The organism is Faecalicatena contorta (genome assembly GCF_003149105.1).
GTDB classification, from domain to species: domain Bacteria; phylum Bacillota; class Clostridia; order Lachnospirales; family Lachnospiraceae; genus Muricomes; species Muricomes contortus_C.
Map to the genome: position 1 here is coordinate 40,800 of NZ_QGDS01000016.1, position 24,836 is coordinate 65,635.

20 protein-coding genes are annotated in these 24,836 nt (G+C 39.7%); 18 read left to right on the plus strand and 2 right to left on the minus strand.

What is annotated here, in order from left to right; translation table 11 throughout:
* Positions 1 to 15 precede the first annotated feature (15 nt).
* The 5 genes from A8805_RS18465 to A8805_RS18485 all read left to right on the plus strand — a co-directional run bounded on the left by A8805_RS18465 (position 16) and on the right by A8805_RS18485 (position 5,149).
* Positions 16 to 855: a sugar phosphate isomerase/epimerase family protein gene (locus A8805_RS18465; protein ID WP_109713915.1), complete on the plus strand. Its 840-nt coding sequence runs from the start codon at positions 16 to 18 to the stop codon at positions 853 to 855.
* A 44-nt stretch (positions 856 to 899) separates the two neighbouring features.
* Positions 900 to 1,931, plus strand: coding sequence for a Gfo/Idh/MocA family protein (locus A8805_RS18470; RefSeq protein WP_109713917.1), 1,032 nt, complete (start codon positions 900 to 902; stop codon positions 1,929 to 1,931).
* A gap of 11 nt (positions 1,932 to 1,942) precedes the next feature.
* A complete protein-coding gene (locus A8805_RS18475; protein ID WP_109713919.1) occupies positions 1,943 to 2,932 on the plus strand; it encodes a sugar phosphate isomerase/epimerase family protein in 990 nt (329 codons plus the stop codon).
* Between the two features lie 290 nt (positions 2,933 to 3,222).
* A complete protein-coding gene (locus tag A8805_RS18480; RefSeq protein WP_109713920.1) occupies positions 3,223 to 4,566 on the plus strand; it encodes an APC family permease in 1,344 nt (447 codons plus the stop codon).
* 298 nt (positions 4,567 to 4,864) lie between these two features.
* Positions 4,865 to 5,149, plus strand: coding sequence for a DUF2325 domain-containing protein (locus A8805_RS18485; protein WP_109713922.1), 285 nt, complete (start codon positions 4,865 to 4,867; stop codon positions 5,147 to 5,149).
* Between the two features lie 80 nt (positions 5,150 to 5,229).
* Here A8805_RS18485 and A8805_RS22670 read toward each other — a convergent pair whose 3' ends face one another.
* Positions 5,230 to 5,820, minus strand: coding sequence for a hypothetical protein (locus A8805_RS22670; RefSeq protein ID WP_242992478.1), 591 nt, complete (start codon positions 5,818 to 5,820; stop codon positions 5,230 to 5,232).
* A gap of 101 nt (positions 5,821 to 5,921) precedes the next feature.
* Positions 5,922 to 6,374, minus strand: coding sequence for an ABC transporter substrate-binding protein (locus A8805_RS18495; RefSeq protein ID WP_242992480.1), 453 nt, complete (start codon positions 6,372 to 6,374; stop codon positions 5,922 to 5,924).
* A 988-nt stretch (positions 6,375 to 7,362) separates the two neighbouring features.
* Here A8805_RS18495 and A8805_RS18500 point away from each other — a divergent pair.
* The 13 genes from A8805_RS18500 (at position 7,363) to A8805_RS23040 (ending at position 22,781) form a co-directional block, all read left to right on the plus strand.
* Positions 7,363 to 7,992 carry a hypothetical protein gene (locus A8805_RS18500; protein ID WP_109713924.1) on the plus strand — a complete coding sequence of 210 codons (630 nt, stop codon included), beginning with the start codon at positions 7,363 to 7,365 and terminating at the stop codon, positions 7,990 to 7,992.
* A gap of 115 nt (positions 7,993 to 8,107) precedes the next feature.
* Entirely contained in the window at positions 8,108 to 9,532 is a 1,425-nt protein-coding gene (locus A8805_RS18505; protein WP_109713926.1) for an adenylate/guanylate cyclase domain-containing protein, read from the plus strand.
* A 3-nt stretch (positions 9,533 to 9,535) separates the two neighbouring features.
* Complete coding sequence (locus A8805_RS18510; RefSeq protein ID WP_109713928.1) at positions 9,536 to 10,087, plus strand: Pycsar system effector family protein; 552 nt, start codon at positions 9,536 to 9,538, stop codon at positions 10,085 to 10,087.
* A gap of 597 nt (positions 10,088 to 10,684) precedes the next feature.
* A complete protein-coding gene (locus tag A8805_RS18515; RefSeq protein WP_109713930.1) occupies positions 10,685 to 11,572 on the plus strand; it encodes a hypothetical protein in 888 nt (295 codons plus the stop codon).
* A 154-nt stretch (positions 11,573 to 11,726) separates the two neighbouring features.
* Positions 11,727 to 12,554, plus strand: a complete 828-nt coding sequence (locus A8805_RS18520; protein ID WP_109713931.1) for a ParA family protein — start codon at positions 11,727 to 11,729, stop codon at positions 12,552 to 12,554.
* Positions 12,508 to 13,434 carry a ParB/RepB/Spo0J family partition protein gene (locus A8805_RS18525; RefSeq protein ID WP_109713933.1) on the plus strand — a complete coding sequence of 309 codons (927 nt, stop codon included), beginning with the start codon at positions 12,508 to 12,510 and terminating at the stop codon, positions 13,432 to 13,434. The genes A8805_RS18520 and A8805_RS18525 overlap by 47 nt, the downstream gene beginning before the upstream one ends.
* Positions 13,435 to 13,670: 236 nt before the next feature.
* Entirely contained in the window at positions 13,671 to 17,924 is a 4,254-nt protein-coding gene (locus A8805_RS18530; protein WP_109713936.1) for a SpaA isopeptide-forming pilin-related protein, read from the plus strand.
* Between the two features lie 337 nt (positions 17,925 to 18,261).
* Positions 18,262 to 19,845, plus strand: coding sequence for a serine/threonine-protein kinase (locus tag A8805_RS18535; RefSeq protein WP_109713938.1), 1,584 nt, complete (start codon positions 18,262 to 18,264; stop codon positions 19,843 to 19,845).
* Between the two features lie 206 nt (positions 19,846 to 20,051).
* Positions 20,052 to 20,666, plus strand: a complete 615-nt coding sequence (locus tag A8805_RS18540) for a hypothetical protein (RefSeq protein ID WP_109713940.1) — start codon at positions 20,052 to 20,054, stop codon at positions 20,664 to 20,666.
* Between the two features lie 2 nt (positions 20,667 to 20,668).
* On the plus strand, positions 20,669 to 20,953 hold the full coding sequence (locus A8805_RS18545) for a hypothetical protein (protein ID WP_109713942.1): 285 nt from the start codon (positions 20,669 to 20,671) through the stop codon (positions 20,951 to 20,953).
* Positions 20,954 to 20,960: 7 nt separating this feature from the next.
* Positions 20,961 to 21,170, plus strand: coding sequence for a hypothetical protein (locus tag A8805_RS18550; protein ID WP_181392912.1), 210 nt, complete (start codon positions 20,961 to 20,963; stop codon positions 21,168 to 21,170).
* 33 nt (positions 21,171 to 21,203) lie between these two features.
* Positions 21,204 to 21,560: an LPD28 domain-containing protein gene (locus A8805_RS18555; protein ID WP_109713943.1), complete on the plus strand. Its 357-nt coding sequence runs from the start codon at positions 21,204 to 21,206 to the stop codon at positions 21,558 to 21,560.
* Between the two features lie 867 nt (positions 21,561 to 22,427).
* Entirely contained in the window at positions 22,428 to 22,781 is a 354-nt protein-coding gene (locus A8805_RS23040; protein ID WP_109713993.1) for a TnpV protein, read from the plus strand.
* Positions 22,782 to 24,836 lie beyond the last annotated feature (2,055 nt).

Here is a 24,836-nt window from a genome sequence, read left to right on the forward strand (position 1 = left end):
AAGGAGACGACAATTATGAAATATGCATTTAATACTTGGGCTTACAGTCATTTTCCATGCTGGGTACCATCATATTCTTTCGAAGAAACAATAACGAGACTTGCAAAAATCGGCTATGACGGAGTTGAGATAGGTTGTGCACAACCGCAGGCATGGCCTTATTATATCAACGCTGAACGCAGGAAAGAGATGAAAAAGTGCCTGCAGGATAACCAGATTGCAGTGGCGTCGATGTTGCCGGCTCCTGGTGGCGGTCCTGGTGGAAATATCGCATCCGCTTGCAAGGAAGAGCGCGAGTGGACCAGACAGTACTGGAAAGACTGTGTTGAACTGGGGGTGGAAATCGGAGAGTGCAAGACACTGCTCTGCGTGTGCGGCTGGTACATTTATGGAACCAAAGAAAGAGATGCCTGGAATTGGGCGATGGAGGGGCTTTCGGATGTTGCCGATTATGCGGCAAAAAGCGGCGTAACATTAATGCTTGAGCCGACTGCTTCTGACAGTAACCTGGTTGAATCCTGCGAGGATGCGATTAACATGATGGAAGACGTCGGCAAAGCAAATGTCAAGCTGATGTTCGATACCACCCATGCACTCTATCGCAATGAGGTTCCGACAGATTATGTATATCAGATGGGAGCAGATTTAAAACACGTACATATGGCGGATTACAACCGTGAAGCTCCAGGTACCAATGGATGTGATTTTGTAGCGATCATGCAGGCTTTGAAAGATATTAATTACGATGGATATGTAGCAATGGAAAACGGATTCCCATCAAGGTCCTGCCATCCAGATTCGGTTGCCAGAATGTCGCTTGAAAATTTGAAAGCAATTGAGCAGTCATTAAAATAAAGACTGAGAGATTCGAAGTGAGAAAACGAGAGAGGATGGAAAAGATGATCAATATAGGAGTAATCGGTTGCGGTAAAATCGCTCAGGTCAGACACCTGCCGGAATATGCAGATCATAAAGATGCCAATATCAAAGCGGTCTTTGACTTATGTAAAGAGCGTGCCGATCAAATTGCTGTTGAATATGGAGCCAAGAGTTATGATTCCTGGCAGGAGCTGTTGGTAGACCCGGAGATCGACGCAGTCAGTGTGTGCGCAGCCAATGCGGTTCATTGTGAGATCACAGTCGCAGCGCTGCGGGCTGGAAAACATGTACTCTGCGAAAAGCCGATGGCAATCAAGCTGAGCGAATGTGAGGAGATGGTAAAGGTTGCCAATGAGACCGGCAAATATCTGATGATCGGCCACAATCAACGTTTGGCCAAGGCGCATGCCAAGGCACGTGAGTTGATCCTAAGTGGCGAGATTGGTGATATCGTAACTTTTGAAACAAGGTTCGGCCACAGTGGTCCGGAGACCTGGGTAATCGACAGCAACAACATCTGGTTCTTCGATAAGAAAACTGCAGTGTTTGGAGCACTGGCAGATCTCGGCATCCACAAAACCGATTTGATCCAGTTTCTAACCGAGCAGAAAGTAAAGGAAGTATCGGCATTCGTCGGTACTCTGCAAAAAGCATATGCCAGCGGGACTCCAATCGGTGTCGATGACAATGCCATCTGCATTTATAGGATGGACGGCGGAGCAGTTGGGACGATGACAGCCAGCTGGACCTGCTATGGACCTGAAGATAATTCAACAGTGCTCTATGGCACTGAAGGAATCATGCGGATTTACGATGATCCTGAATACTCGATTATCATTCAAAAGAAAGATGGAACAGAGATTAACTATCAGGTCGATCAAATTCAAACTAATGACAATCAAACCAAATCCGGTGTAATCGACTTATGGATGGAATCGCTGATTGAGCAGAAGCCGCCGGAGATTTCCGGAGAAGAGGCTTTAAGTGCGATGAAAGCGGTCTTTGCAGCGATGGAATCCAGTGAGACCGGCCAGCGAATCGTGATTCAATAGGAGGATGTAAGATGACAAGACCAATTACGCTGGCTTCTGGGCAATTCGGTGATATGTCCCTTGAAGCTTTGTGCAAAATGACATCAGAAATCGGATACCAGGGACTGGAATTGGCGACGCATGCCCACTTTGATGTTGCCAGGGCGCTCGAAGATCCAGGCTATATTCCGCAGATAAAATCAGTGTTGGCGGCACATAACCTGAACTGTTATGCGATTTCGGCCCATCTGACCGGCCAATGTGTCGGTGATGTCTGGGATCCCCGGCTTGACAATTTTGCTCCGGCAGAATTGTCTGGGAATCCGGAAGAAATTCGTAAGTGGGCGGTGCAGGAAATGATTCGTACGGTCAAAGCCGCGCATCAAATGGGGGTTAAGGTGATTACCTGCTTCACCGGTTCGCCAATCTGGGCCTGGTGGTATTCCTATCCTCAGACTACCCCACAGATGATTGAGGACGGATTTCAGCTAATCTATGATCTCTGGACCCCGATTTTTGATATGTTTGACCAGTACGATATTAAATTTGCACTGGAGGTTCATCCAACGGAAATCGCATTTGACTATTACTCGACTCAGATGTTGCTGAAAAAATTCAAATATCGGAAAACACTGGGCATCAATTACGATCCCAGTCATCTGGTCTGGCAGGGCGTCAATGAGCTGGCTTTCCTTAGAGAATTTGCCGATCGGATTTATCATGTTCATGTCAAAGACGTCAAGATGAACCGCAATGAAAAGGCGGGGATTCTCGGCTCGCATCTGGAGTTTGGCGACACCAGACGGGGATGGAATTTCGTATCGGTCGGCCACGGCGATGTAGATTTCGATGGAATCATCCGCGAACTGAACCAGATGGGGTACGATGGGCCGCTTTCGGTTGAGTGGGAAGACTCGGGAATGAAGCGCGAATTAGGTGCGGCGGAATCTTTTGAATATATCAACCAGATGAATTTTACACCATCTAATATAGCGTTTGATGCCGCTCTAAAAGCAGAATAATACGATTTAGAATTCAATGATAGGAGCATTGCGATGCTGCCATTTGGGCGCACCGCAATGCTCCTTTTTAAATTATGTTTTTTGAGTGATGCCGTCGTTGCGGGGATTCCCTTTTCAATCATTGAATGTAGCTATCCCTGGACATCTGTATGGCTGAGCTGTAACAAGAAATTGATGAAATTTATCTTTTCTTGATGAAATTTATCTTTTTTTATGGTAAAATTAATAAAATTTCTATAATTAAAAAATGAGAAGGGGATTCTATGGAACATAGAAAGAGGACATAAATTATGGAATCAAAGTTGGAAAAAAGATATGGCTTTTTTACAGCCGTTGCAATGGTTATAGGTATCGTTGTCGGCAGCGGTGTGTTTTTCAAGGCAGAAAAGATATTAACGGCAACAGGTGGTAATTTAAAGCAGGGAATTCTTGCATGGCTGATTGGTGGAGTCATTATGATTTCTTGTGCATATACCTTTGCAGTTATGGCAACGAAATATCAGTATGTCAATGGCCTGGTAGATTATGCGGAAGCTACAGTAGGAAAAAAATATGCCTATTATATAGGCTGGTTTATGGCAATTATTTATTATCCTGCAATTACATCTGTTTTGGCATGGGCTTCTGCACGCTATACCTGTGTTATTTTCGATTTACCCATTACAGGCGGAGAGTGTATGACAATTGCCTGCCTTTACCTGGTGGGAAGCTTCACACTTAATGCATTATCTCCCGTTTTAGCCGGGAAGTTTCAGGTAAGTACTACAGTTATCAAGTTAATTCCGCTATTTTTAATGGCTATAGCAGGTACAGCTATGGGACTCCACAGTGGAATGACAAAGTATAATTTTACTAATTACGTGTCCCAAAGTAACTCCAACGGATTGCTGACAGCAGTAGTTGCGGCAGCCTTTGCTTATGAGGGGTGGATCATTGCAACCAGTATCAATGCAGAATTAAAAAATGCAAAGAAAAACCTTCCTCTGGCTTTGATTTTGGGTACTTTTATTATCATGTCTGTTTATATCCTGTATTATATCGGTGTAGCAGGAACCGTTAAAAATGAAGTCATGATGGCCGGTGGGGAAGCCGGCGCCAAGCTGGCATTTCAGACAGTTTTTTCCTCGGTAGGGGGAACATTGCTGTTTGTGTTTGTTATCATCTCCTGTCTGGGTACTTTAAATGGACTAATGCTAGGCTGTACCAGGGGAATCTATTCCATTGCCGCAAGAGGCCTCGGTCCCAAGCCTAAGGTTTTCAGCCATGTAGATGCTACTACGAACATGCCTGTAAATTCTGCAATCCTGGGGGTATTTCTCTGCGCTGTCTGGCTGTTTTATTTTTACGGGGCTAACTTAACTGAGAGCTGGTTCGGGTTCTTTAGTTTTGATTCTTCCGAATTGCCCATCGTCACGGTGTATGCCCTATATATTCCTATTTTTATCATGTTTATGGTAAAGGAGAAGGAACTTAACTTTTTTAACCGCATATTCATGCCATTTATATCCCTGGTAAGCTGTATATTTATGATGATTGCTGCCTACTTTGCCCATGGGATGGCTGTAGTTGCTTTTCTAATCGTGTTTTCTGTTGTTATGGTATTTGGTGCTTTTATATACCGTAAATCAGCATAATATAACAAACATAAGCCAGTCCGTTCTATTTACAGAACAGACTGGCTTTTATATAATGGGAGACTGTGTTTCCCATTATATAAAAACCCTCTGGGAGATCGCATTGCGGCGGCAAAGAAGTTGTTGCTATTACAGCCCGCCGCAAGCGGAGAATTTCGCTTGCGAGATTCTTCTTGAAAGCAATAAACACACTAATGATAAACATTATCAATAGTAAAGGTTGATTTTTATTTTGATAATGGTTATCATATAGATACTAGTTAGACGCAACTAACCAATCGCTTATAAGGAGGCTTCTATGAGTATAGTAATTATCGGAGGGCATGACCGTATGGTATGTCAATATAAAAAAGTCTGTAAACAATTTCAATGTAAAGCTAAGGTATTTACCCAAATGTCCGCAAGTTTGGGTAAGCAGATAGGAAGTCCTGATTTGATTGTTCTTTTTACGAATACGGTTTCCCATAAGATGGTGAAATGTGCTGTGGAAGAGGCAGGCCGCTGCAACGCAGATGTGATCAGATGCCATACGAGCAGCCGGAGTGCTTTGGAAGAAATATTATGCGGTGTCTGCGGTAAATAATGCATATTTTTGGAGGGAGTTCAATCTCCCTCCAAAACAATTTTCCAGGCATGGGTCAGTACTGATTTAATTTGCAATTTCTACAGAAGCTGTATATAAAAGGCCGCAGTTTGCGGGGGGATACTGGTCGTTTGAAAGTTGGCATGGATGATTTTGACCGTTTGCCCGGGGGTGAGAGATTGTATACTGATAGGAAATCCGGTGGTATCTCTTATGGAAGTTCTGTCGGATATGGTAAATATTATTTCGCTGTCTAAGTTATCCGGATCTTTTGTGTAAAGCAAGTTATTATCAATGTCTACCATAACAATCTGGTGCGCTACAGAATTCAGACGAAATCTGGAATCTGTTTGCAAAACTATTAAAAATGCGTTTGATTGCGGTGGAATGCTTCGGGTCATAACCGGAGAGAATATAGCATCTATCAGCATACCTTTTTGGATCTCACATATACATATGGACGAACCAAATGAGTCCAAAAGGACGGTGTTACTGTTTATATTTAATCTCAAAAGTTCGATAAAGGTCATGGTATTTGATCCGATGACGTTATAGGAAATTAACAAGTGGCTGGTTTCTCCCATTGGAGTAAATACATTTTCCACTAAAGCGTTTTCTGCAAAGAGAATATTGCCGCACTGTGTTACTGTACCTCTTTTATCACTACTCATATTTAGCCTCGAATATTAGATGTTCTCACTTTATATTATATGATAGACATGAAAAATGTTTCGCTTCGATCTTGTGAAGATACTATCTGGAAGAGGTAATACTATTTAGCTGCTTTTTGGGCAAACTCAGTAGTAATCAAATCTTCATAAGGTGCTCTTGAGTCAAGTTCTCCTGCACTCTCAAGGATATCTTGAAGTAAATCAAAACTACTTTCCTCGAATACAAGATTATCTTTCCATGTATCCTGGTCATAATATCTTGTTACAATTTTGGTAATAGTATCAAGATCTGTTTCCGGGAACTGTGGTTCAATGGTTTTAGCAATTTCTTCTGGAGTATGGGACTGTACATAGTCCATTCCCTTTTGAAGCGCATTTACAAACTGCTGGATAACATCCGGGTTCTTTTCAATAAAACTCTGTTTTGCACTGTAAGCAGTGTAAGGTACATATCCACTGTCTTCACCCAGGGACGCAACAACGTAGCCCTTCCCCTCAGATTCCAAAGTGGTAGCACCGGGTTCAAATGATGGAGTTATAATAAGACTAACCAAAGAAAGCCAGTGTTTATGCGGGTTTGTGGGGATTAGTCTAAAATAAAAATGGAAGGAAAGGAGCGTTTTCTAAGAAATAGCTAGATAAAAACGGTTTTAGTACAGTGAAAGGGTGATTCATATTTTCTGAATTGCCCTTTCACATTATCATATAGTGCAGATTTATAGATTGCGTTTATGGGTAGTAGCCCAGGCAGCTATACGTAGTAGGTAGGGGTTCTAATCTATAATTTGATTTTAAGGTAGTTTATGAGTAGGTATTGGCTTTTCGCGAAGCGAATGGCGGTTATCTGCGAAAAGGTTAATGGAATGACCTTACTGTTGAAGTATGTATAATTTAAACATCTGGCCCCGTCTATATAGGCGGGGGTTTTGTGCAGAAAAAATTGATATTATGTCCATAAAAGATTTGAACTGGGGATAGCTTGTTTTACTTGCTTTTGTAGACGCTGGCAGAGGGTCACAACTGATAAAAGTGCCTTAAATACAGGGTTTTATACTTATGATGGAGGGTAAAATAGGCCTTGTTTAAATTATTTTGGAGTAACTGAATAATAAATTACATTACATAGCCGACTTATTTTCAAAAATGAAAAATCAATCGGCTTTTTATGTCGACTTTTAGTACATAGCCATTAATCTACAAAAATATAATTTATTAGAAAGGATAATGGGACATATGACCGGTGGAGATATACGTTTTCAGCCATATATTAAGTAGAGATTGTCCAAAGTTCATAATTGGATTATAATATTTAGTAAAAGCAGATAAATGTAAAATATCTTGCAAAGTATTTGGGACTAGAGTGGAGGATATTTAATGCTTGTCAGGCCGGATTGTAAGGGGTTTGAGGACGAAATGAGAGGTTGCAGGTTAGTCTATACTAGATCGACTAATGGAATTTGTGGATTTTACGATAAAAATCTGTAATGGTGAAAAAGGATAGTGTGAGAATTAGAAAAGTACAGTAAGGAGATAAAAGAGATAATGGTAGAAAAGCTAGTAGATATTTTGAAAATATTTTTAGAAAAATATTTTATACCGACGATAATCGCGGTTGTTCTTTCATTTGTGACCTACTATATTACTCCAGAAGATAATGCAGTATTAATCAAGTTTGGGGTTATGGGGTTTTCAGTATGTTGTTTTTTAATATGGTTTTTGATTGTTGAAATGGTAATGGGGATATTCAAAGGAATTATCAGTGCTGTTAATAGGAAAATTAAGGGTGAAAAACGCCAAATCTATGAAAATGATCGAATAGAGAGGGAAAATAAAGAAATTCTTGAAGTATTGTGGACAAGGGTAGATGAAATGAATGCCAGGGATTACCAATTACTAGTGGAATTTATAAACAATGGTAATCAGCCACACTATGAAGCAGGACAATATTTTGGGGATTGTTTGCTTAATTCTGATTGGGTACATAAAACAGTTGTACAGGCGGAAAAGCAAGTTCCAATAAAAATTGAACGTTCGTCAATGGAAGGTATACATAGATTTCCGATATATGAAACGATATCGGCACGATATCAGTATGTTTTAAAGGATGAACTTTATAAAGCATTAAAATATTCCATGGATAAACATGGAAAGATATCACATTTTGAGAGGTGAGAAAAAGTATATAATTTATTTAATCATTTTAATTTTAAATGATATTGTTAGATTAGAATGTTGATAATATTTGAGTGATTAATAAAAGAACCATTAAAAATAACGGAGGATTTGGATGTTTAGTAAATCAGATTTCGATAATATTGATAATAGATTAAAAAAGATAACGATGCAGCCTGTTGAACAGATAGAAATTGGGTCCAATATACCACCTACAATTGATGAATTGGAGGACAATAATAAGACCTTTGTGATACAACCTGCAATTTTATTTATAGATATTCGTAAATCAACATATCTTACGGAGAATAGCCAGGCTAAGAGTATGGTTAAAATTTATCGTTCATTTATGCGAATGGCAGTTGATTGTGTGAGAAAAAACGGTGGGGTTACAAGGCAGTTTTTAGGAGATAGAATTATGGGAGTGTTTATGGATTCTATTAACGAGGAAGGAAGTATTACAGAAAAGGCTGTCGATAAGGCGGTAAATTGTGCGAGAAGTCTTTCCACAGTGATTGATTTTAGTTTAAATAAGTACTTGAAAAATAATGTAAATGGTAAACTAATTGAGTGTGGTATTGGAATTGACTATGGAAAAATATTAGTTACTAAGGTTGGGATGTATGGTGTGGAACTTGATGAAACGAGAGAGGATGAAACAGATTGCGTTTGGGTAGGAAATACTACAAATCATGCCAGCAAGTATTCGGATCTTGCTTCAGGAGGAGAAGTATTTATTTCTAAAAATGCTTATAAAGCATTATCAAATAATTTAAAAGAAGCAGATATATGGAAGAAATCTGCTAAGTATAAGGGAACAAAGTTATTTGAGGGATATGTAGTTCAAGATTATTATCTGGACTTTGTAGAAGAATTGGAAAATCCGGTAAAGGTAGATAATGATAATACAGCTAGTCAAGACACATCATTTCAATTAGCTGAAGGAATTCTTGAGATTGAAAGATTACAAAAAAGGCTAATAGATAGAGAAAAGGAATTAGTTTTATTAGGGGATAAGTTGCAAAAGGAAAATTCGGAATATGAGGCTAAATATAATAATGAATGTAAGGCTCGTATGGCAGCAGAAAGAGAACTGGATAGCAGCGCCAAGACTTCTTATAAAATGGTAGAACTATATTATTGTAAATTGAGGAATATTCTCGCAAAGGTTCATGTAGATAAATACTCTTTTATGGATGAATTAGGGGGGGCAGATTTATGTGATATTATTGATGATTTGTATGGATTTGGAAAATGTTTAGGAAAAGAAAAAGAAGATATTACAATTGAATTAGCCTGCTATCTTATAACTGTTTACAATTATTTTAAGATGTATAAAGAAGCTTACGATGTCATGGTAATGATGGCTTCAAAGTCTTCATGGGTATGTTTAAGAAGAGAAACAATTCAGTGGGCTAAAAAAGAAGATTTAACATGGAAATTATGGGGAGCGTTAGACAATAATATTAAAAACAGTAAAAATCAAAAAGCTGATTGGGAAAGATATATGGAATACTTTAAAGAGATGGGGGGGTACTAGAGAGTGGGGAAAGACACATCACAACCAACTGGATGCTATACAAAAGAAGATGCATATCAGTCTTTACAGATGGTTAATTCTTGGATAAGTAATATAGATGCAAAAATATCATTTACTATGGCTTTTGTAGCTGTTTTAATGGGGTTTGTTTTTTCTAATGGAATACCAAGCGTTTTTATTGAGATATCCAAGCTAAATGGTGTTCAACAAATATCATGTGCACAAGTGTTTTTTTGTGTATTGGTTATTGCTTTATATCTACTGTGCTTATTATCTATCGCATCATTAATTATGGCGCTTACAGCAAGAGTGAAAAATACCTCTACAGATACGTCAGTGTTCTTTTTTGCAGATATAGCTAAAAGAACATTTGATGATTTAAAAAATGATATGGATTATATTTCAGAAAGAAAGTTATTAAAGGACTTACAGGGACAAATTTACGTTAATTCTCAAATTTGTACTAAGAAAGCTAAGTTTTTTAATTATGGTTTATACTATTTTGTTGGTGGCATTTTCTTATACTTTATTTGTAGTAGCTTGCAAATACTATAGGAATAGAAAGAAACGATACATGGCTGATTGGCTTTCAAAAACGAAAATCAGTCGGTTTTTTCATGTCTGTTTATAGTACATAGCCATTCATCGTAAAGGCATTGGCTATTAAATTTTTCAGGAAAGGAGGCAGGCTGTGATGTCAAAATACAGAGTAATCTCCATGAGGAAGTTTACCATGAAATTTTTATAATGAATCTTAAATCCTCGAAAAAGCCTGTATTGATGGATATTCTGGGGATTTAGAGATCGTATCTCCAAAATACTATCTCAAACTTTACCTCTTTCTTATAAAAAATTCGCGTGTCATCTCTTTTTTAGTAATATAGTTCTCTCAAAATTGATATTTGATAATCTGATTGCTGAAAGACTGCAATTAGATTATAATAAATGAGGATAAAGACTGACTGGATATGTTGTAGAGTATTTCATTTCCTTAAAGGGTCTAGGTAATTTAATGTGTGGTTTTGGGGATTTTTCGTACTGGGAAGTATGGGGGCGGAGAAGAAGAGAGTATGGATTGTATGGTAATGAACTTGTAACTGATTTGGTGGAAGTTCGTATAGAGAGAATGAAATAGGATGAGGAGAGAAGAATATGTTTCAATTGGATTCGCAAGAAAAGATAGTTTTAGCTAAGACATATAGTATACTTGGAAAATATTTTGATAGAGCTATTCAGCAAACAGAGGACGGAGAAATTATTTTGAGATGTGCAGGTCTATCATCTCTTGTTGACAAGTACAAAACAGATTTGATTCCATATTATATGAATGGAATTTGGAAAAACGATAATCCCCAATATAGTCCGGTTAAAACTTGTTTTGCAATTTGTCAAGAAATAGAAAATAATAAACAAGCATTGGGAAGTTTTTTGAAAGAAATATTTGATAGAACTCGAAAAATTGAAGGAAATGATTTTGAAATATTGAGCAATTATTTAGAAATAATTGGATATGAATTGACAAGAGAACATATAGAGGACGATTATGAGTATGATTTGTATAAATATCAATTGACAGCTTTTTCAGAAGGAGCTATTGGCAGGCAAGAAGATAAGACATTTTTATTGGCAGCGTTGGAACAGAAACATGGTGATTTATTACCATATTATTTAGAGGCTATATCAAATTATGGAAATTCAGAATATAAAAGTTGCTTGGACAATACTAGAAGTGTTTTTGAAGGGTTTTTTAAGAAACTAGACTCACAGAATGATTATGCGAAAGGTATTTTGGTAGCAACAAATGAGAGTATTATTGATAATTCCAATACTCAACTTGTATCCATTAAAAAAATTTTTACATATTGGTTAGATAATAAAAAAGGTGCTAATAGATATAGATTATTTGTAAGTATGTATAGTGCGATGTCTGGATTAGGAACACATGGCGAAGAAATTCCATCCAAAGAGGATGCTTTAATGTTTTTAAGAATTACAGAAGATATTTTAATTTGGTGTTTACAGCATAATATAGGGTATTAAGTCATATAAAAGTATTTTATAAGAAAAACGTTACATAGCCGATTGATTTTCAAAAACGAAAATCAGTCGGCTTTTTTCATGTCTATTTTAGTACATAGCCATTCCCCACAAAGGAAGGGCTATATTAAATTTTCAGGAAAGGAGGTAGACCGTGATGTCAAAATGCAAGGTAATTGCCATTGCGAACCAGAAAGGAGGAACTGGAAAGACTACAACAACAGTAAATTTAGGCATTGGACTTGCAAATGCAGGAAAGCGAGTGTTGCTTGTGGATGCTGATCCCCAGGGAGACTTGACTACTTCTTTAGGTTGGGGAGATCAGGATAATCTTCCAACAACACTGGCAACGCAGATGGACGGGTTAATCCGTGATGAACCATTCGACTACCATGAGGGAATTTTACACCATGTTGAGGGTGTAGACCTTATCCCATCTAATATTGAATTGTCTGGAATGGAGATGACGTTGGTAAATGCTATGAGTAGGGAGTTTACCATGAAATCCTATCTGAGTGAACTAAAGAAAGATTATAATTACGTTCTCATTGACTGTATGCCAAGTTTAGGTATGTTAACAATCAATGCCCTTGCGGCGGCTGACAGCGTAATTGTTCCGGTGCAGGCTCATTACCTGCCTTTAAAAGGAATGACACAGCTTATGCGGACAATTAGTAAGGTACAAAGACAAATCAATCCCGGATTAAAAGTGGATGGGGTTCTGTTAACTTTAGCAGATATGCGGACAAATCTTGCCCGCGCAACAGCAGAAAGTTTACAACAGAATTATGGCAGGATAATAAAAGTGTATCAGTCCGTGATACCCGTTGCAGTAAAAGCAGCGGAAACAAGTGCAGCGGGACAAAGCATTTACAGTTATGACAAAAACGGAGCGGCGGCAAAAGCGTATGAATCATTTACTAGGGAGGTGATACAAGATGGCCAAAAGCAAAGGCATCAACATGAATCTTCCCGCAGCAGATGATTTGTTCACTACACAGGCAGAGCGTGATGTAGCTGGTCAGGAAAGCATTATGGATATTTCGATAGTAGAAATCAGTGATTTTCCAAATCATCCGTTTAAGGTAAAAATGGATGAAAAAATGCTGGATATGGTGGAAAGCATAAAGCAGTATGGTGTGTTAGTGCCGGCTCTTGTCAGGCCAAAGCCGGAGGGTGGCTATGAAATGATAGCCGGACACAGACGGAAAATGGCAAGTGAATTGGCAGAGCAAAAAGAAATCCCTTGTATTGTGCGGAACTTATCGGATGATGAAGCCACAATCGTTATGGTGGATTCCAACTTACAGAGAGAGCAGATTCTGCCCTCAGAAAAAGCATTTGCTTACAAAATGAAGTTAGAGGCTATGAGTAGGCAAGGACAAAGAACAGACTTAACTTCGACACCAGTGGTGTCAAAGTTTCGTGCTAATGAAGAATTGGCGAAACAAGCGGGAGAAAGCAGAGAAACAATCCGTCGCTATATCCGTTTAACCGAACTTATTACACCTCTTTTGGATATGGTGGATGAAGGCAAAATTGCCATTCGCCCAGCGGTAGAATTATCTTACCTGCCGAAAACAGAGCAGGAAGAGCTATTTGACACCATGCAGTTGGAGGACTGCACACCGAGCCACGCACAGGCAATCAAAATGCGGAAGTTTTTCGAAGAGGGGCGGCTTAACAAAGATGTTATCTTTTCCATTATGACAGAGGAAAAAGGCAATCAAAAAGAACAGTTCCGTATGCCAAAGGAACGTATCAGCAAATATTTTTCGCCGGGGACGCCCGCAAAGCAAATGGAAGAAACGATTGTTAAGGCATTGGAGATGTATCGAAAACGAGAACGCAGCAGAGAAAGATAATCCATCCGCCGAGGGCGAAGTGGGTCTTTTGGTGAGAACCCCGGTTTTTTTTGTTTCCCCTCCCCACACCCCACCCCTTCCAGTTTACCAACAGATTACCAGCCGAAAAACAATATAGGAGCCTGTGGCTATCCTTTTTTGGCAAACAAACTAAAGATTCAAAGACAGACTCCCTGCAAAAAGAAAAGATTGTAGGAATTTTTTTATACAGGCAAAAAGAAAAGGAGGAAAACAAGTTGAAAAAGTGGAAACAGATTGTGAGGAAAGGAGTTGCAGCGGCGCTGGCGTTAGCCACGGTTGTGTCAGTGCTTCCGGAAACAATAATATCGGCAGCATCGGAAAGGGCCACTATGACTTTTGATTATTGTTACGATGAGGCAGGAAACAGTATCCGTTATCAGCAGACCCATTCCCATAATGGAATTACCTGTGGTTATGCAGGAGAGCTCGTGACCCGTATCTATGCAGATGGGGAAAATGCTTACTGCATCCAGCCCGGTATGCCATTGAATGTGGGAAACACCCTACAGAAGAATGCATCCGACACATGGAATGCATTAAGCGAAAATCAGAAAAGCGCGGTAAACCTTGCACTGCTTTATGGGGCACAGGGGAGCATGGGAAGTTTATCTGGAACAGAGAGTGAAAAGGTGCTTGCCACGCAGATGCTTATATGGGAAATCGTTACGGAATGCAGAAATGCCACCTCACCTTATGGGAGAACAGATAGTAAATTCTATGAAGGATTGTGTGCCGGAGGAGCAAATGGTGGTATATCAACAGCTTATAACAAGATTATAGAAAGCATGAAGAATCATGCCAAAATCCCCAGTTTTGCGACTTCTAAAAAGGACAGTGCAGCAAAGGAATTAAAGTGGGATGGGGAGAAATATGTGCTGAAACTGAATGATGAAAAGGGTATCCTTTCCAAGTTTAGTTTCACTTCGTCTAACAGTGATGTCAAAGTTAGTGTTTCTGGCAATACACTGACCATCACATCCACAAAAGCATTGCAGGAGGAAGTCCTTTTATCTGCGACAAAGAACATTCCTACTGTCAGCAGCAGTGCAAAGCTGGTGGCTTATGGACATCCCTCTCTGCAGGATGTTGTAACCGGGGTGGAAAATACAGGGGAGGTGAAAGCCTATCTGAATATCAAAATCCCATACGGTCATATGCAGATTGTGAAAGCCTCAGAAGATGGTGTGGTAGAGGGAATGAAATTCCATATTACCGGGAATGGAGTGGATCAGACGGTTACAACGGGTAAAGACGGGACCATGAAGGTGGAAAACTTAAATCCGGGAACTTACACTGTGAAAGAGCTGACTGAGAACCGTTATGAGCCACAGAAAGAACAGAAAGTTACGGTAAAAGGTGGAGAGACCGCAAAGGTGGAGTTTTCCAATCTCTTGAAACGTGGTGATTTGAAAGTTGTAAAAAGTTCTGAGGATAAGCTGGTAGAAGGGATGAAGTTCCACTTATATGGCACTGCACTTTCCGGTGCAGCCGTGGATGAATATGCGGTCACAGATAAAAATGGTGTTGCCACATTTTCAAAAATACTGGTTTCCGGTGCGACACCTTATTCCCTGGAAGAAGTGGATACCGCAGTCCGTTACGTTGTTCCACAAAAACAGAATGTGACAATCAAATGGAATGAGGTCGCAAACAGCACCGTGACCAATGTCTTAAAGAAATTCCGTGTCAATGTGAAAAAGAGCGATGCGGAAACAGGCACGCCCCAAGGGGATGCGACATTAGCAGGTGCAGTCTATGGAATTTACAATGGGGATACCTTAGTGGACACTTATACCACAGATGCAGAAGGAAGCTTTATTACAAAATACTATATCTGTGGGGATAACTGGACAATCCGTGAGATATCTCCATCAGAAGGATACTTGTTAGATGAAAAAGTACATCATGTAGGGGCAGAGGCAAAGAATTATACGGTTGAGCTGAATGCCACAGCAAATGATGTACCAGAGCAGGTTATCAAAGGTCATGTTTCCATTATCAAACATGCGGATGATGGCAGCACAAAGATTGAAACGCCAGAAAAGGGTGCGGAATTTCAGGTATACCTGAAACAGGCCGGGGGACATGATAAGGCAAAGGAAAGCGAGCGTGACATACTGGTATGTGATGAAAATGGATATGCACAGACGAAAGAGCTTCCTTATGGAGTTTATACCATACACCAGACGAAAGGATGGGAAGGAAGAGAGTTGATTGCTGATTTTGATGTGTATATCAGCAAAAATGAGGGAGTTTACCGATATCTGATAAACAACAGTGTTTTTGAATCTTATATCAAAATTGTAAAAAAGGATGCGGAAACTGGAAAGGTTATTCCCTTATCCGGGGCAGGATTTCATATTTATGGTGAAACGGGAACTCTTGTGACTATGAAATACACTTATCCGGAAGTCACCACAATTGATACGTTCTACACCAATTCAGAAGGTTATCTGATTACACCGGAAGTGTTGTCTTATGGAAATTATAAACTGGTAGAGGTGCAGGCCCCTTATGGTTATGTGCTGGATGGTACACCGATTCCATTTACTGTTACACAGGGAAATTCCTCAGAGGAAAGTGGAGTGACAGTTGTGACAGTCGAAAAGAAAGATATGCCACAGAAAGGGAAAATCAAAGTCCACAAAAGCGGCGAGGACTTTGCCAGTGTCCAAATATCCGGTGATGGTGTGATAAACAAAGATGGAAACCTAGTAGAGGGTGAAAATATTTATACACCTATTTATGACATTATAGGACAGGCTGGAGCAGTGTATGAGATAGTTGCCCTTGCGGATATTGTGACATCGGATGGAACTGTAAGAGCCTCTGCAGGAGATGCGTTAGACACACTGACCACAGACAAAGAAGGAAATGCGGAATCAAAGGAGCTGTATTTAGGGAAGTACAAAGTTGTGGAAAAGACTGCACCGGAGGGAATGGTACTAAACACGACACCCAATGAAGTGGAGCTTATCTATGCCGGACAGGAAACTTCTGTCACAGGTACAGATACCAGCTTTTACAATGAACGTCAGAAAGTTCAAATTGATTTGAACAAAGCACTGGAGCAGGATGAAACCTTTGGTATTGGAAATAGAGGCGAAATCCAAAATGTTGCTTTTGGTCTGTATGCAGCAGAGGAGTTAAAGGCAGCTGACGGTACTGTCATTCCAGTAGATGGATTGCTAGAAGTTATGTACTGTAATACGGAGGGAAAAGCATCATTTACCAGTGACCTGACCTTTGGGAAATATTATGTGAAAGAGGTTGTAACGGATCAGCACTATCTTTTGTCTGATAAAAAATATCCGCTGGAGTTCAGTTATCAGGGACAGGATGCTGCCCTTATTGTGATTCACTCAAATGATGGAAATGCCATAGAAAATAAATTGATTCGTGGTAGCATTTCCGGTCTGAAGGTGGATACCGAGGGAAAGGCATTGGAAGGTGCAAAGATTGGTCTGTTTTCGGCAGGTACAAAGGAATTTACAGAGGAAAAGGCGCTGTTAGTGTCTATGTCTGGAAAAGACGGGGCATTTTCTTTTGAGGATGTACCATATGGAGATTATATTGTGCGAGAGATTGCATCCCCGAACGGTTATGTGCTAAACGAATCTATTCATCATGTATCAGTGACTGCTGATAAGGAAGTAATTGAAGTGAAGATAGCCAATAGGCTGATAAAGGGCAGTGTCCGTCTGACAAAGGTGGATGCAGAATATCCTGCAAATAAGCTGTCAGGTGCGGTGTTTGAATTGTATCAGGATACGGATGGAGATAAAAAGTTCGATAAGGATAAAGATAAACTTCTTGGAGAAATACCGGAGATTGCAACAGGTATTTACCAGCAAGATGAGCTTTTGTATGGCGGATATTTTGTAAAAGAAAAAACTGCACCAAAGGGATTTATGCTGGATGAAGAAGCATATTTCTTTGAAGTGACAGAGGATGGCAAAATCGTAGATGTGGAAAATAAGGCAGGTGTTGGATTCATTAACCAGCCCATTACCGGAAAGCTGGAGTTGACGAAAAAGGATGTAGCGGACGGAAAGCTTCTTCCAAATGCAGGATTCCGCATTAAGGATGAAGAGGGAAATATCGTTGTAACCGGAGTCACTGATAAAAATGGACTTGCAACCTTTACACTTCGTTATGGGAAATACACTTATCAGGAATATGAAGCACCGGAAGGATATGAGATTGATGAGAAGGAATATCCCTTTGAAATCAAGAAAAATGGTCAGATTGTAAAAGTAACCATGACCAATGAAAAGAAGGCGGAAGAACAGATTACCACACCAAAAACGGGAGATGGCAGGAACGTGGGACTGTGGATAGCCTTATTAGCATTGTCCGCAGCGGATCTGACTGGTTTTGGTGTGTTGGCAGTCAGAGCAAAGAAAAAAGAAAGAGGATTAATAGACGAAACCGAGAACATGGAGTATAGCCGGAATGGCGATATTTAGCTTAGGTGTGGCAGTTTGGTCTCTTGTGAGAAAAAAGAAAAAATAATACAAGTAGGTATTGGAGGGCGGCATTTTGCTGTCCTCTGATTGCAAACAAAGTTAATGGAAAAAGAACGGCATTAAATATTTGAAGTTGGAAGTTGAAAAATGTAATACACAATATGTACAATAAAAAGGGAGAATATTACTTACTAAATAATTTTTGGGGTAAAATAAGTTGTTGATAATTAGTGATAACCTCTGTATCATATAAATAGAAAAATATTTTAATGAGTATCTATGTAATGGAATTTTTGAACTGGCAAAATTAAACTGTTTTTAAAAGGAGTGAAGTACAGTGGTGGTAACAAAAGGAACAATATTTACTGATGAAATATCAGATTATGAAGTAATAGATCAAATAGGTAGAGGAGGATTCGGTTCTGTTTGGTTAGCAAAAAAGAAGGATGACGGTACTAAGTATGCAATAAAAACACTATTATCAGATTTCCGCGATGATAATGAGTTTAGGGTACTTACAAACGAGATTGAAATGGCAAAGCAGGTTTCGTCTCCAAACGTGATTAAATATGTTTATACTCATGACGGAAACAAGTTTCCTGAGTTACCACCATATATAATAATGGAATATGCAGAGGAAGGTTCATTATCTATTCTTTTAGAAAAAAAGAAACGGTCAAATCAACTATTTTCTTTTGAAGAATTAATGAGTCTATTTTTGCAATTGGTAAATGGAATGACAGCTATTAATTCGAGATTGGTGCATAGAGATATAAAGCCTGACAATATTTTGATTCATGGTAACATCTTGAAAATTACAGATTTTGGATTATGTAAGTTGTCTTGTGAACATACTAGGACAATGTCATTTAAGGGGGGCGGTACGTATCAATATATGTCCCCTGAAGCATGGGATTATACAAAAAACACAATACAAATGGATATATATTCAATGGGTATCGTTTTTTATGAATTAGCATCATTATCCTATCCGTATGATGTAACTAATGATAAAGATTATTATCATGCATACAAACAGGCTCATACTTTTGGTATTCCCAAAGCTTTGAATAGTTTTAATAAAGGCATATCTCCAGGGTTGTCAGGTATAATAATGAAAATGCTTGAAAAAAGCATTAGTCGAAGGTATAAAGACTGGAATGAGATTTCATCTGCCTTATCAAATATTAGTATGCAAAGTAATTCTGATATTGATATTATAGACACCATGTTAAATATTCAGTTAGAGAGAGATAATACTAAAAAAACAGAAGAAAGTAAGAAGCAAAAACGAAAGAATGAAATTGATGAGTTTTGCAAAAAAATAGAATATCAATATAACAATGATATATTGATTCCTTTAAACGGATTAATAACTGATTTCAACTTGAGATCTCAAAGTGAAAAGATTTCTATTTCAAAAAGTGAAACATGTTCTTCAATTCAAGGTATTACAACTACGATAAAATTGCCATCAACTATTTCGATTACAATTAAAATACAACCAATACTGGAAGAAAACTTTATGCGGAAACAAAAAATAGATATTTGGGGAAATGCTGTTGGAGATGATATCTACAATTATCCAGCATATGAAATACAAACAATAGAAAGACTTGAAATTCCTTATTATAAAAATGTCAGAATTTTAGCTTGGGGCGGATTATATGTTAGTAATGGATATGGGATAAACATTTTTTTACTTGAACAAAAAGATGAAATGTATGGGAAGTGGATATTTGTTTCAAACTCAAATTCAGGAATTTCCAGCTCACGACGTTTCCCTGAACCTTTTGCATTTAGACATGACGAATTAGAAAAAGAAGTAAAATATATGCAAAGTGGTCTACATATTTATAACTCCACAGAGATTGAGTATAGCCAAACAACACTGTTTACACAGATAATGAATAACCTGTAGGGTTTGGGTTTTCCAATATAAAAATAAGAAAATACTAAAATTTAATTTAATAGTCAGGCAACCAAACATCAGATATTCATAGTTATCTGGTGTTTGGTTATTTTTATGAGACAATTACATAAAAAACTATGAAATATAGTTTGTATCCAGTTAGCGGGTGGCGTTTTGCCACCCTTTTTACATAGTGAAAAGGAGGCAGAGAAGCTATGAGTGAAAAACAAGAAAAACGTATGGTAGAGAGTTATGAGATTACACAGGGGATTTGTATTGGAGATAAAGAAGTAGTCTTCGGTGTGGATGAAAAGAAAGAAATGCCTTATTTATGTGCATTTTATACCAGCAATGACATCTTTGATTCCTACAGCGACTGCATGATTGGTGATGATTACGTGGAATTAATGGAGTTGTTTGCAGGGCGTGTGCAAGAGCAGTGTAAAAGGATAAGAGCCGAGCAGCAAAAAGTCACAGTATCGAGAGAGCCAATTACAGCGGAGATGTGTTTTAAGGATAATCGGGATGAGAGCATTGTAGGAAAAGTCGTGGCGGTAAAGGCAGAGATTTTAAGACCGGAATACCGTTCAGCGGATTACCAGCTTATTTATGTGACCGGAGGGAATGGGGCGAATGGAAACTCCAGGGGGAATGCCTGTTATTATACAAATCTTTATAGTGGGGAACGGGGGAGGTGGGAGCGGTACGATATTTTGGGCGAAGTAAAACCGGAATGTCTGCCGCAGTGGGCAAAGGAAAAACTTGAAGGAATCCAAAAACAGGAAATGGAAACAGAGGTTTTAAAGCCAGATAGGGGAAGGGAGGTGTAATAGTGGGAGAAAGAGTGAATGCAGGCTATGTGATAACTAGCTCAGTCCAAATAGGAGAAACAGAGTTTGTACTTGGTGTTCATAAGACCAGTCCAGACCAGTTTGTGACATGGAAGTGTACAAATGGCGTGGATTATTACTGGGGACATTATACGGATAATCTGTTAAGTGCGACAAAGGACTTGTGTCAAAGGGGTTTGGAGGAAGTGCAGTTTTTAGAGCAGAGACAGGAACATTCAAGTCAGGCAAAGGTAGTAAAAGCAAAAAACAGAGGGCAGGAAAGGTAGGTATTTTATGGCAAAGATGAATCATAAAGCGGTCCGAACAATTACAAAACTGATGGATGCAGGATTTGATACAGAAAAGGCAGTCCTTGCCATGACCATGGATGAGATTCTGGAATTGCCGGGAATTAGTGTAGCAGAAATTGGAATCATCAATGAGATACAAAAAGCAGTCAAGGCAAACAAGGTCATCACATTTTTAGGCGGTGGGGAAATATGAGAGAGTATGGCAGGGAAAGGCAGGTGCAGATAGATGGCAAGATATGATGCAATGGAAGAAACCTTTATGGAAATTGAAGTGCTTGGCAAACCAGCTTTATTCCATGATATGAGGATTGAACGAAACAGCATACCGAAAGGCTTGTATCTTTATGAGATCAGGCACGATGATGAGGGATGGGGGGACCCGGTGCAGATTGCAAGGGGAATCATGGTCAATCATTTTGGGAGCATTATCACAAGGGCGCCAATCCGATTGCCATCAGACGGATATCTGAATATTGACCCGGAAAAGGACTGGAGCTATGCAGGAGGGGATTGCCGGACAGTCAAAGAATTTCAGAAAAAATATCCGCCTGTTAAGAGGAAGGAAAAAGAACAAGAAAGATAGGAGGAAGCGTATTGGCAAAGAAACTTGACCTGATTACCGATTTGTATGCCTCTGCCATAAAGGAAGTGACTGCAAAGCCGGAGCACTGGACAGCATTTTTGCGCTCTGCCTGCCGTAATTACCGTCTTCCTTTTGATGACCAGCTTCTGATTCATGTACAACGTCCAGATGCGTCTGCTGTGTTGGAAATGGAGGACTGGAATCGAAAGTTTGGGCGCTGGGTAAAGCGGGATGCGAAAGGAATTGCGGTTTTTGATAAAAGTGTGAATACCATGCGTCTGAAATATTACTTTGATATTTCAGATACAAAAGAAGGGCGCTACCGTCGTCTGGTGCGCCCTGTACCATTGTGGGAAGTGGGGGAGAAGTATAGGCAGGCGGTACAGGAAACCATTTACAATGCATTTGGTGTGGCAGAGGAAACTACAGATTTTGTACGAACCGTACTGGAGGCAGCAAAAAATGCCGCCGATGATAATATTTCTGATTACATGCAGGATATTTTAGTTGGCCGGGAGAACAGTTTTCTGGTGGAATTAGATGAGTACAGCGTGGAGGTGGAGGCAAAGAATCTGCTGGCTAACAGTATTGCCTACATGATGCTGATACGATGTGGCATACAGCCGGAAGAATACCTTGAAGTCGGTGATTTTAGGTGGATTATGGACTTTAATACACCACAGCTTGCGAACCTGTTTGGGGCGATGGCCAGTGAGGTGTCAGAAATGGCATTATCAGAGGTTGCGGATACCGTGCGGAAACTACAGTTAGAAGAAAAAAGCAAAAAACGCACATTTGAGGAGTCAAATACAGAGGGATATAATGAAATTAAAAAGACAGAAAATGATACAGAAAGGAGCCTTGAAGATGAAGAAAATCACATACAGCAAGCAGGGAGATTACCAGTTGCCAGACTTAACCGTTCCAGAAGAACCGGAAGTACATCTTGGGAAGTACGCCTCACTCCGCCGGAATTACCTGAAGGAGCATCGGTACGGAATGTTTCTCAATCTGTTGACACAGGGCAAATTGAACCAGCATTTGATGGAAGTACAAGTAGAGGCAATGAGTCAGATGGAACAGCTTACAGCAGAGATGGCGAAGGAACAGAAGGTGACGGAGGAGTTGAAAGCAGAAAATCAGATGCTGTGGCTGGGAATGACGAACAATATCAAGAACTCAGCAGAGGAAACGGTAATGAGGGAACTGATTTACAACTAGTATGGTATGACAGGAGCAGTGAAGATCACAGTCTCCCTTTCTTTGGGAAAGAGGAAGATATTAAATCACTGCTCCTTTCTACACCCCATTTAAAAGCAACGAAAGAAGAAGTTCAGGCATTTTATGAAAGCCATGAGGACAAAGAGGAACGGACAGAATATATCAAAAGTATTTTTAATGATGAATACACGGAAATCACACTGGAGGATAAAAGACGGGTAGGATATAAGACTTATCAGAACGTACTTCATATGTGGGAGGGGAGCTATTTGTCCCGTACATCACAGTCTTATTATGACTGGGATGTTATTGCAAATTATTTTGAGGCAATGCGTCTTTTAGGGGAATTAAAAGATAAAAGCAGGCCACTTCCCACAGTGAGAGAGCAGATGACATTTCTAGAAGAGTTAGCAGAGGAAAAAACCTCTGCTTTTTCTTTTTCACAGGAAGTGGTGGACTATGCGCTAGCAAGAGGAAGCGGCATGCAGAATGGAAAGTTCCGTATCTATTCTTACTTTATGCAGGGGCATAGTCAGAGAGAAAAAGAAAAATTTCTAAAGAAGGAATATGGCATAGGTGGATGCTCCTCTATCCTAAGTGGTTCAGGGATTGGGGAAATGCATGATGGAAAAGGGTTAAAACTGCATCAGGGATATCAGGACAATGCACCTCACATTCTGCTGAAATGGAATCAGGTGGTAAAACGGATTGATGAACTCATTGCCGCCGAACGCTATCTTTCAAAGAAAGAAGTAGAGTACCTGCCGGAATATGAAAAGAAAGAGCTTGCGGCAGAGATTTATCATTTTTATTATAATCAGCCGGCAGAGATCTTACGTCCTTATGAAAGAGGAGCCGGTTATCATTCAGGTGTAGATGCGATACGTCCGCAGCTTGACGATTCAGGGCGGATAGCTGAAATGATACAGTCAATGGAAGAGGTGCTGAATAACACAGCCGATTTTGACCGGAATTATTCATCCATGCAGAAAGCATACAATGATCTTATGGATTACCGGGATGGTGTGTATAGTCTGTTCACCCTGATACCTTCCGAAAAAGAAATCCCTACTCTGTCAGAACCGCAACCGGAAGTGAGCAGGGAAGACAGTCTTGCAACAAGGCTCAATGAGTTTTACCGGGAATATGACCTATCCGGTTATCAGGACAACATGGAAACTGGCCAGACACAGGAAGACATGATTTTACAGTTAGTGGAACAACTGCAAAGCCCGGAGAGTGTCCAACAAATCATGCTATTTTTGAATGGAATTACAGAAGAAATGGAGCCGGAGGATGACCTGTATCCGGAGCTTCAAATGCTGATTACAGAGATAAGCGGTCTGCCCTCCATGAATCCGCCTTATGATTTACAGATTGGGACAACGGTATATATTGGCATAGAAGAATATGAAATCCAGTCACTTACAGATGATATCGTGGTTTTGCGTGACCTGATGTACCCCTTGTTTATAAGAGAAATGCACCGCGAGGAGTTTTACCGTAAGCTGAGGGAAAATCCGGCGAATGATTCCCTGAAAAGTAACCAGTCAGTACCAAAATCACCGGCCGAAAACAAAAATAGAGAAGATACTGGCAGTCTTTCAGAATCAGAAGAGCCGGAAACAGAAATACCCCTTACAGAAGAGAAAGAGCAGACAGTCAAAGAGGATCAGCAACCAAAAGAAGAGGAGGACCTATCCCCTGCATGGGAGAAACAGAAATCAGCAGGAAAAGTCCAATCTTTTGATTTGTATCCGGAAGTACCGCAGAATCAAAGGCATCAATATAAAATCCATGATGATGAACTTGGAAAAGGAACATCAAAAGAGAAGTTTCAGGCAAATATGGCTGCTATCCGTGTATTGAAACAGTGTGAGGCAGAAGAGCGATATGCATCAGCGGATGAGCAGGAAATGTTATCTAACTATGTAGGATGGGGCGCCTTATCCGATGCATTTGATGAAACCAAATCTACATGGAGCAATGAATTTTTGGAATTGAAAGATATACTGACGGAAGAAGAATATACGGCTGCAAGGCAATCTACGCTGA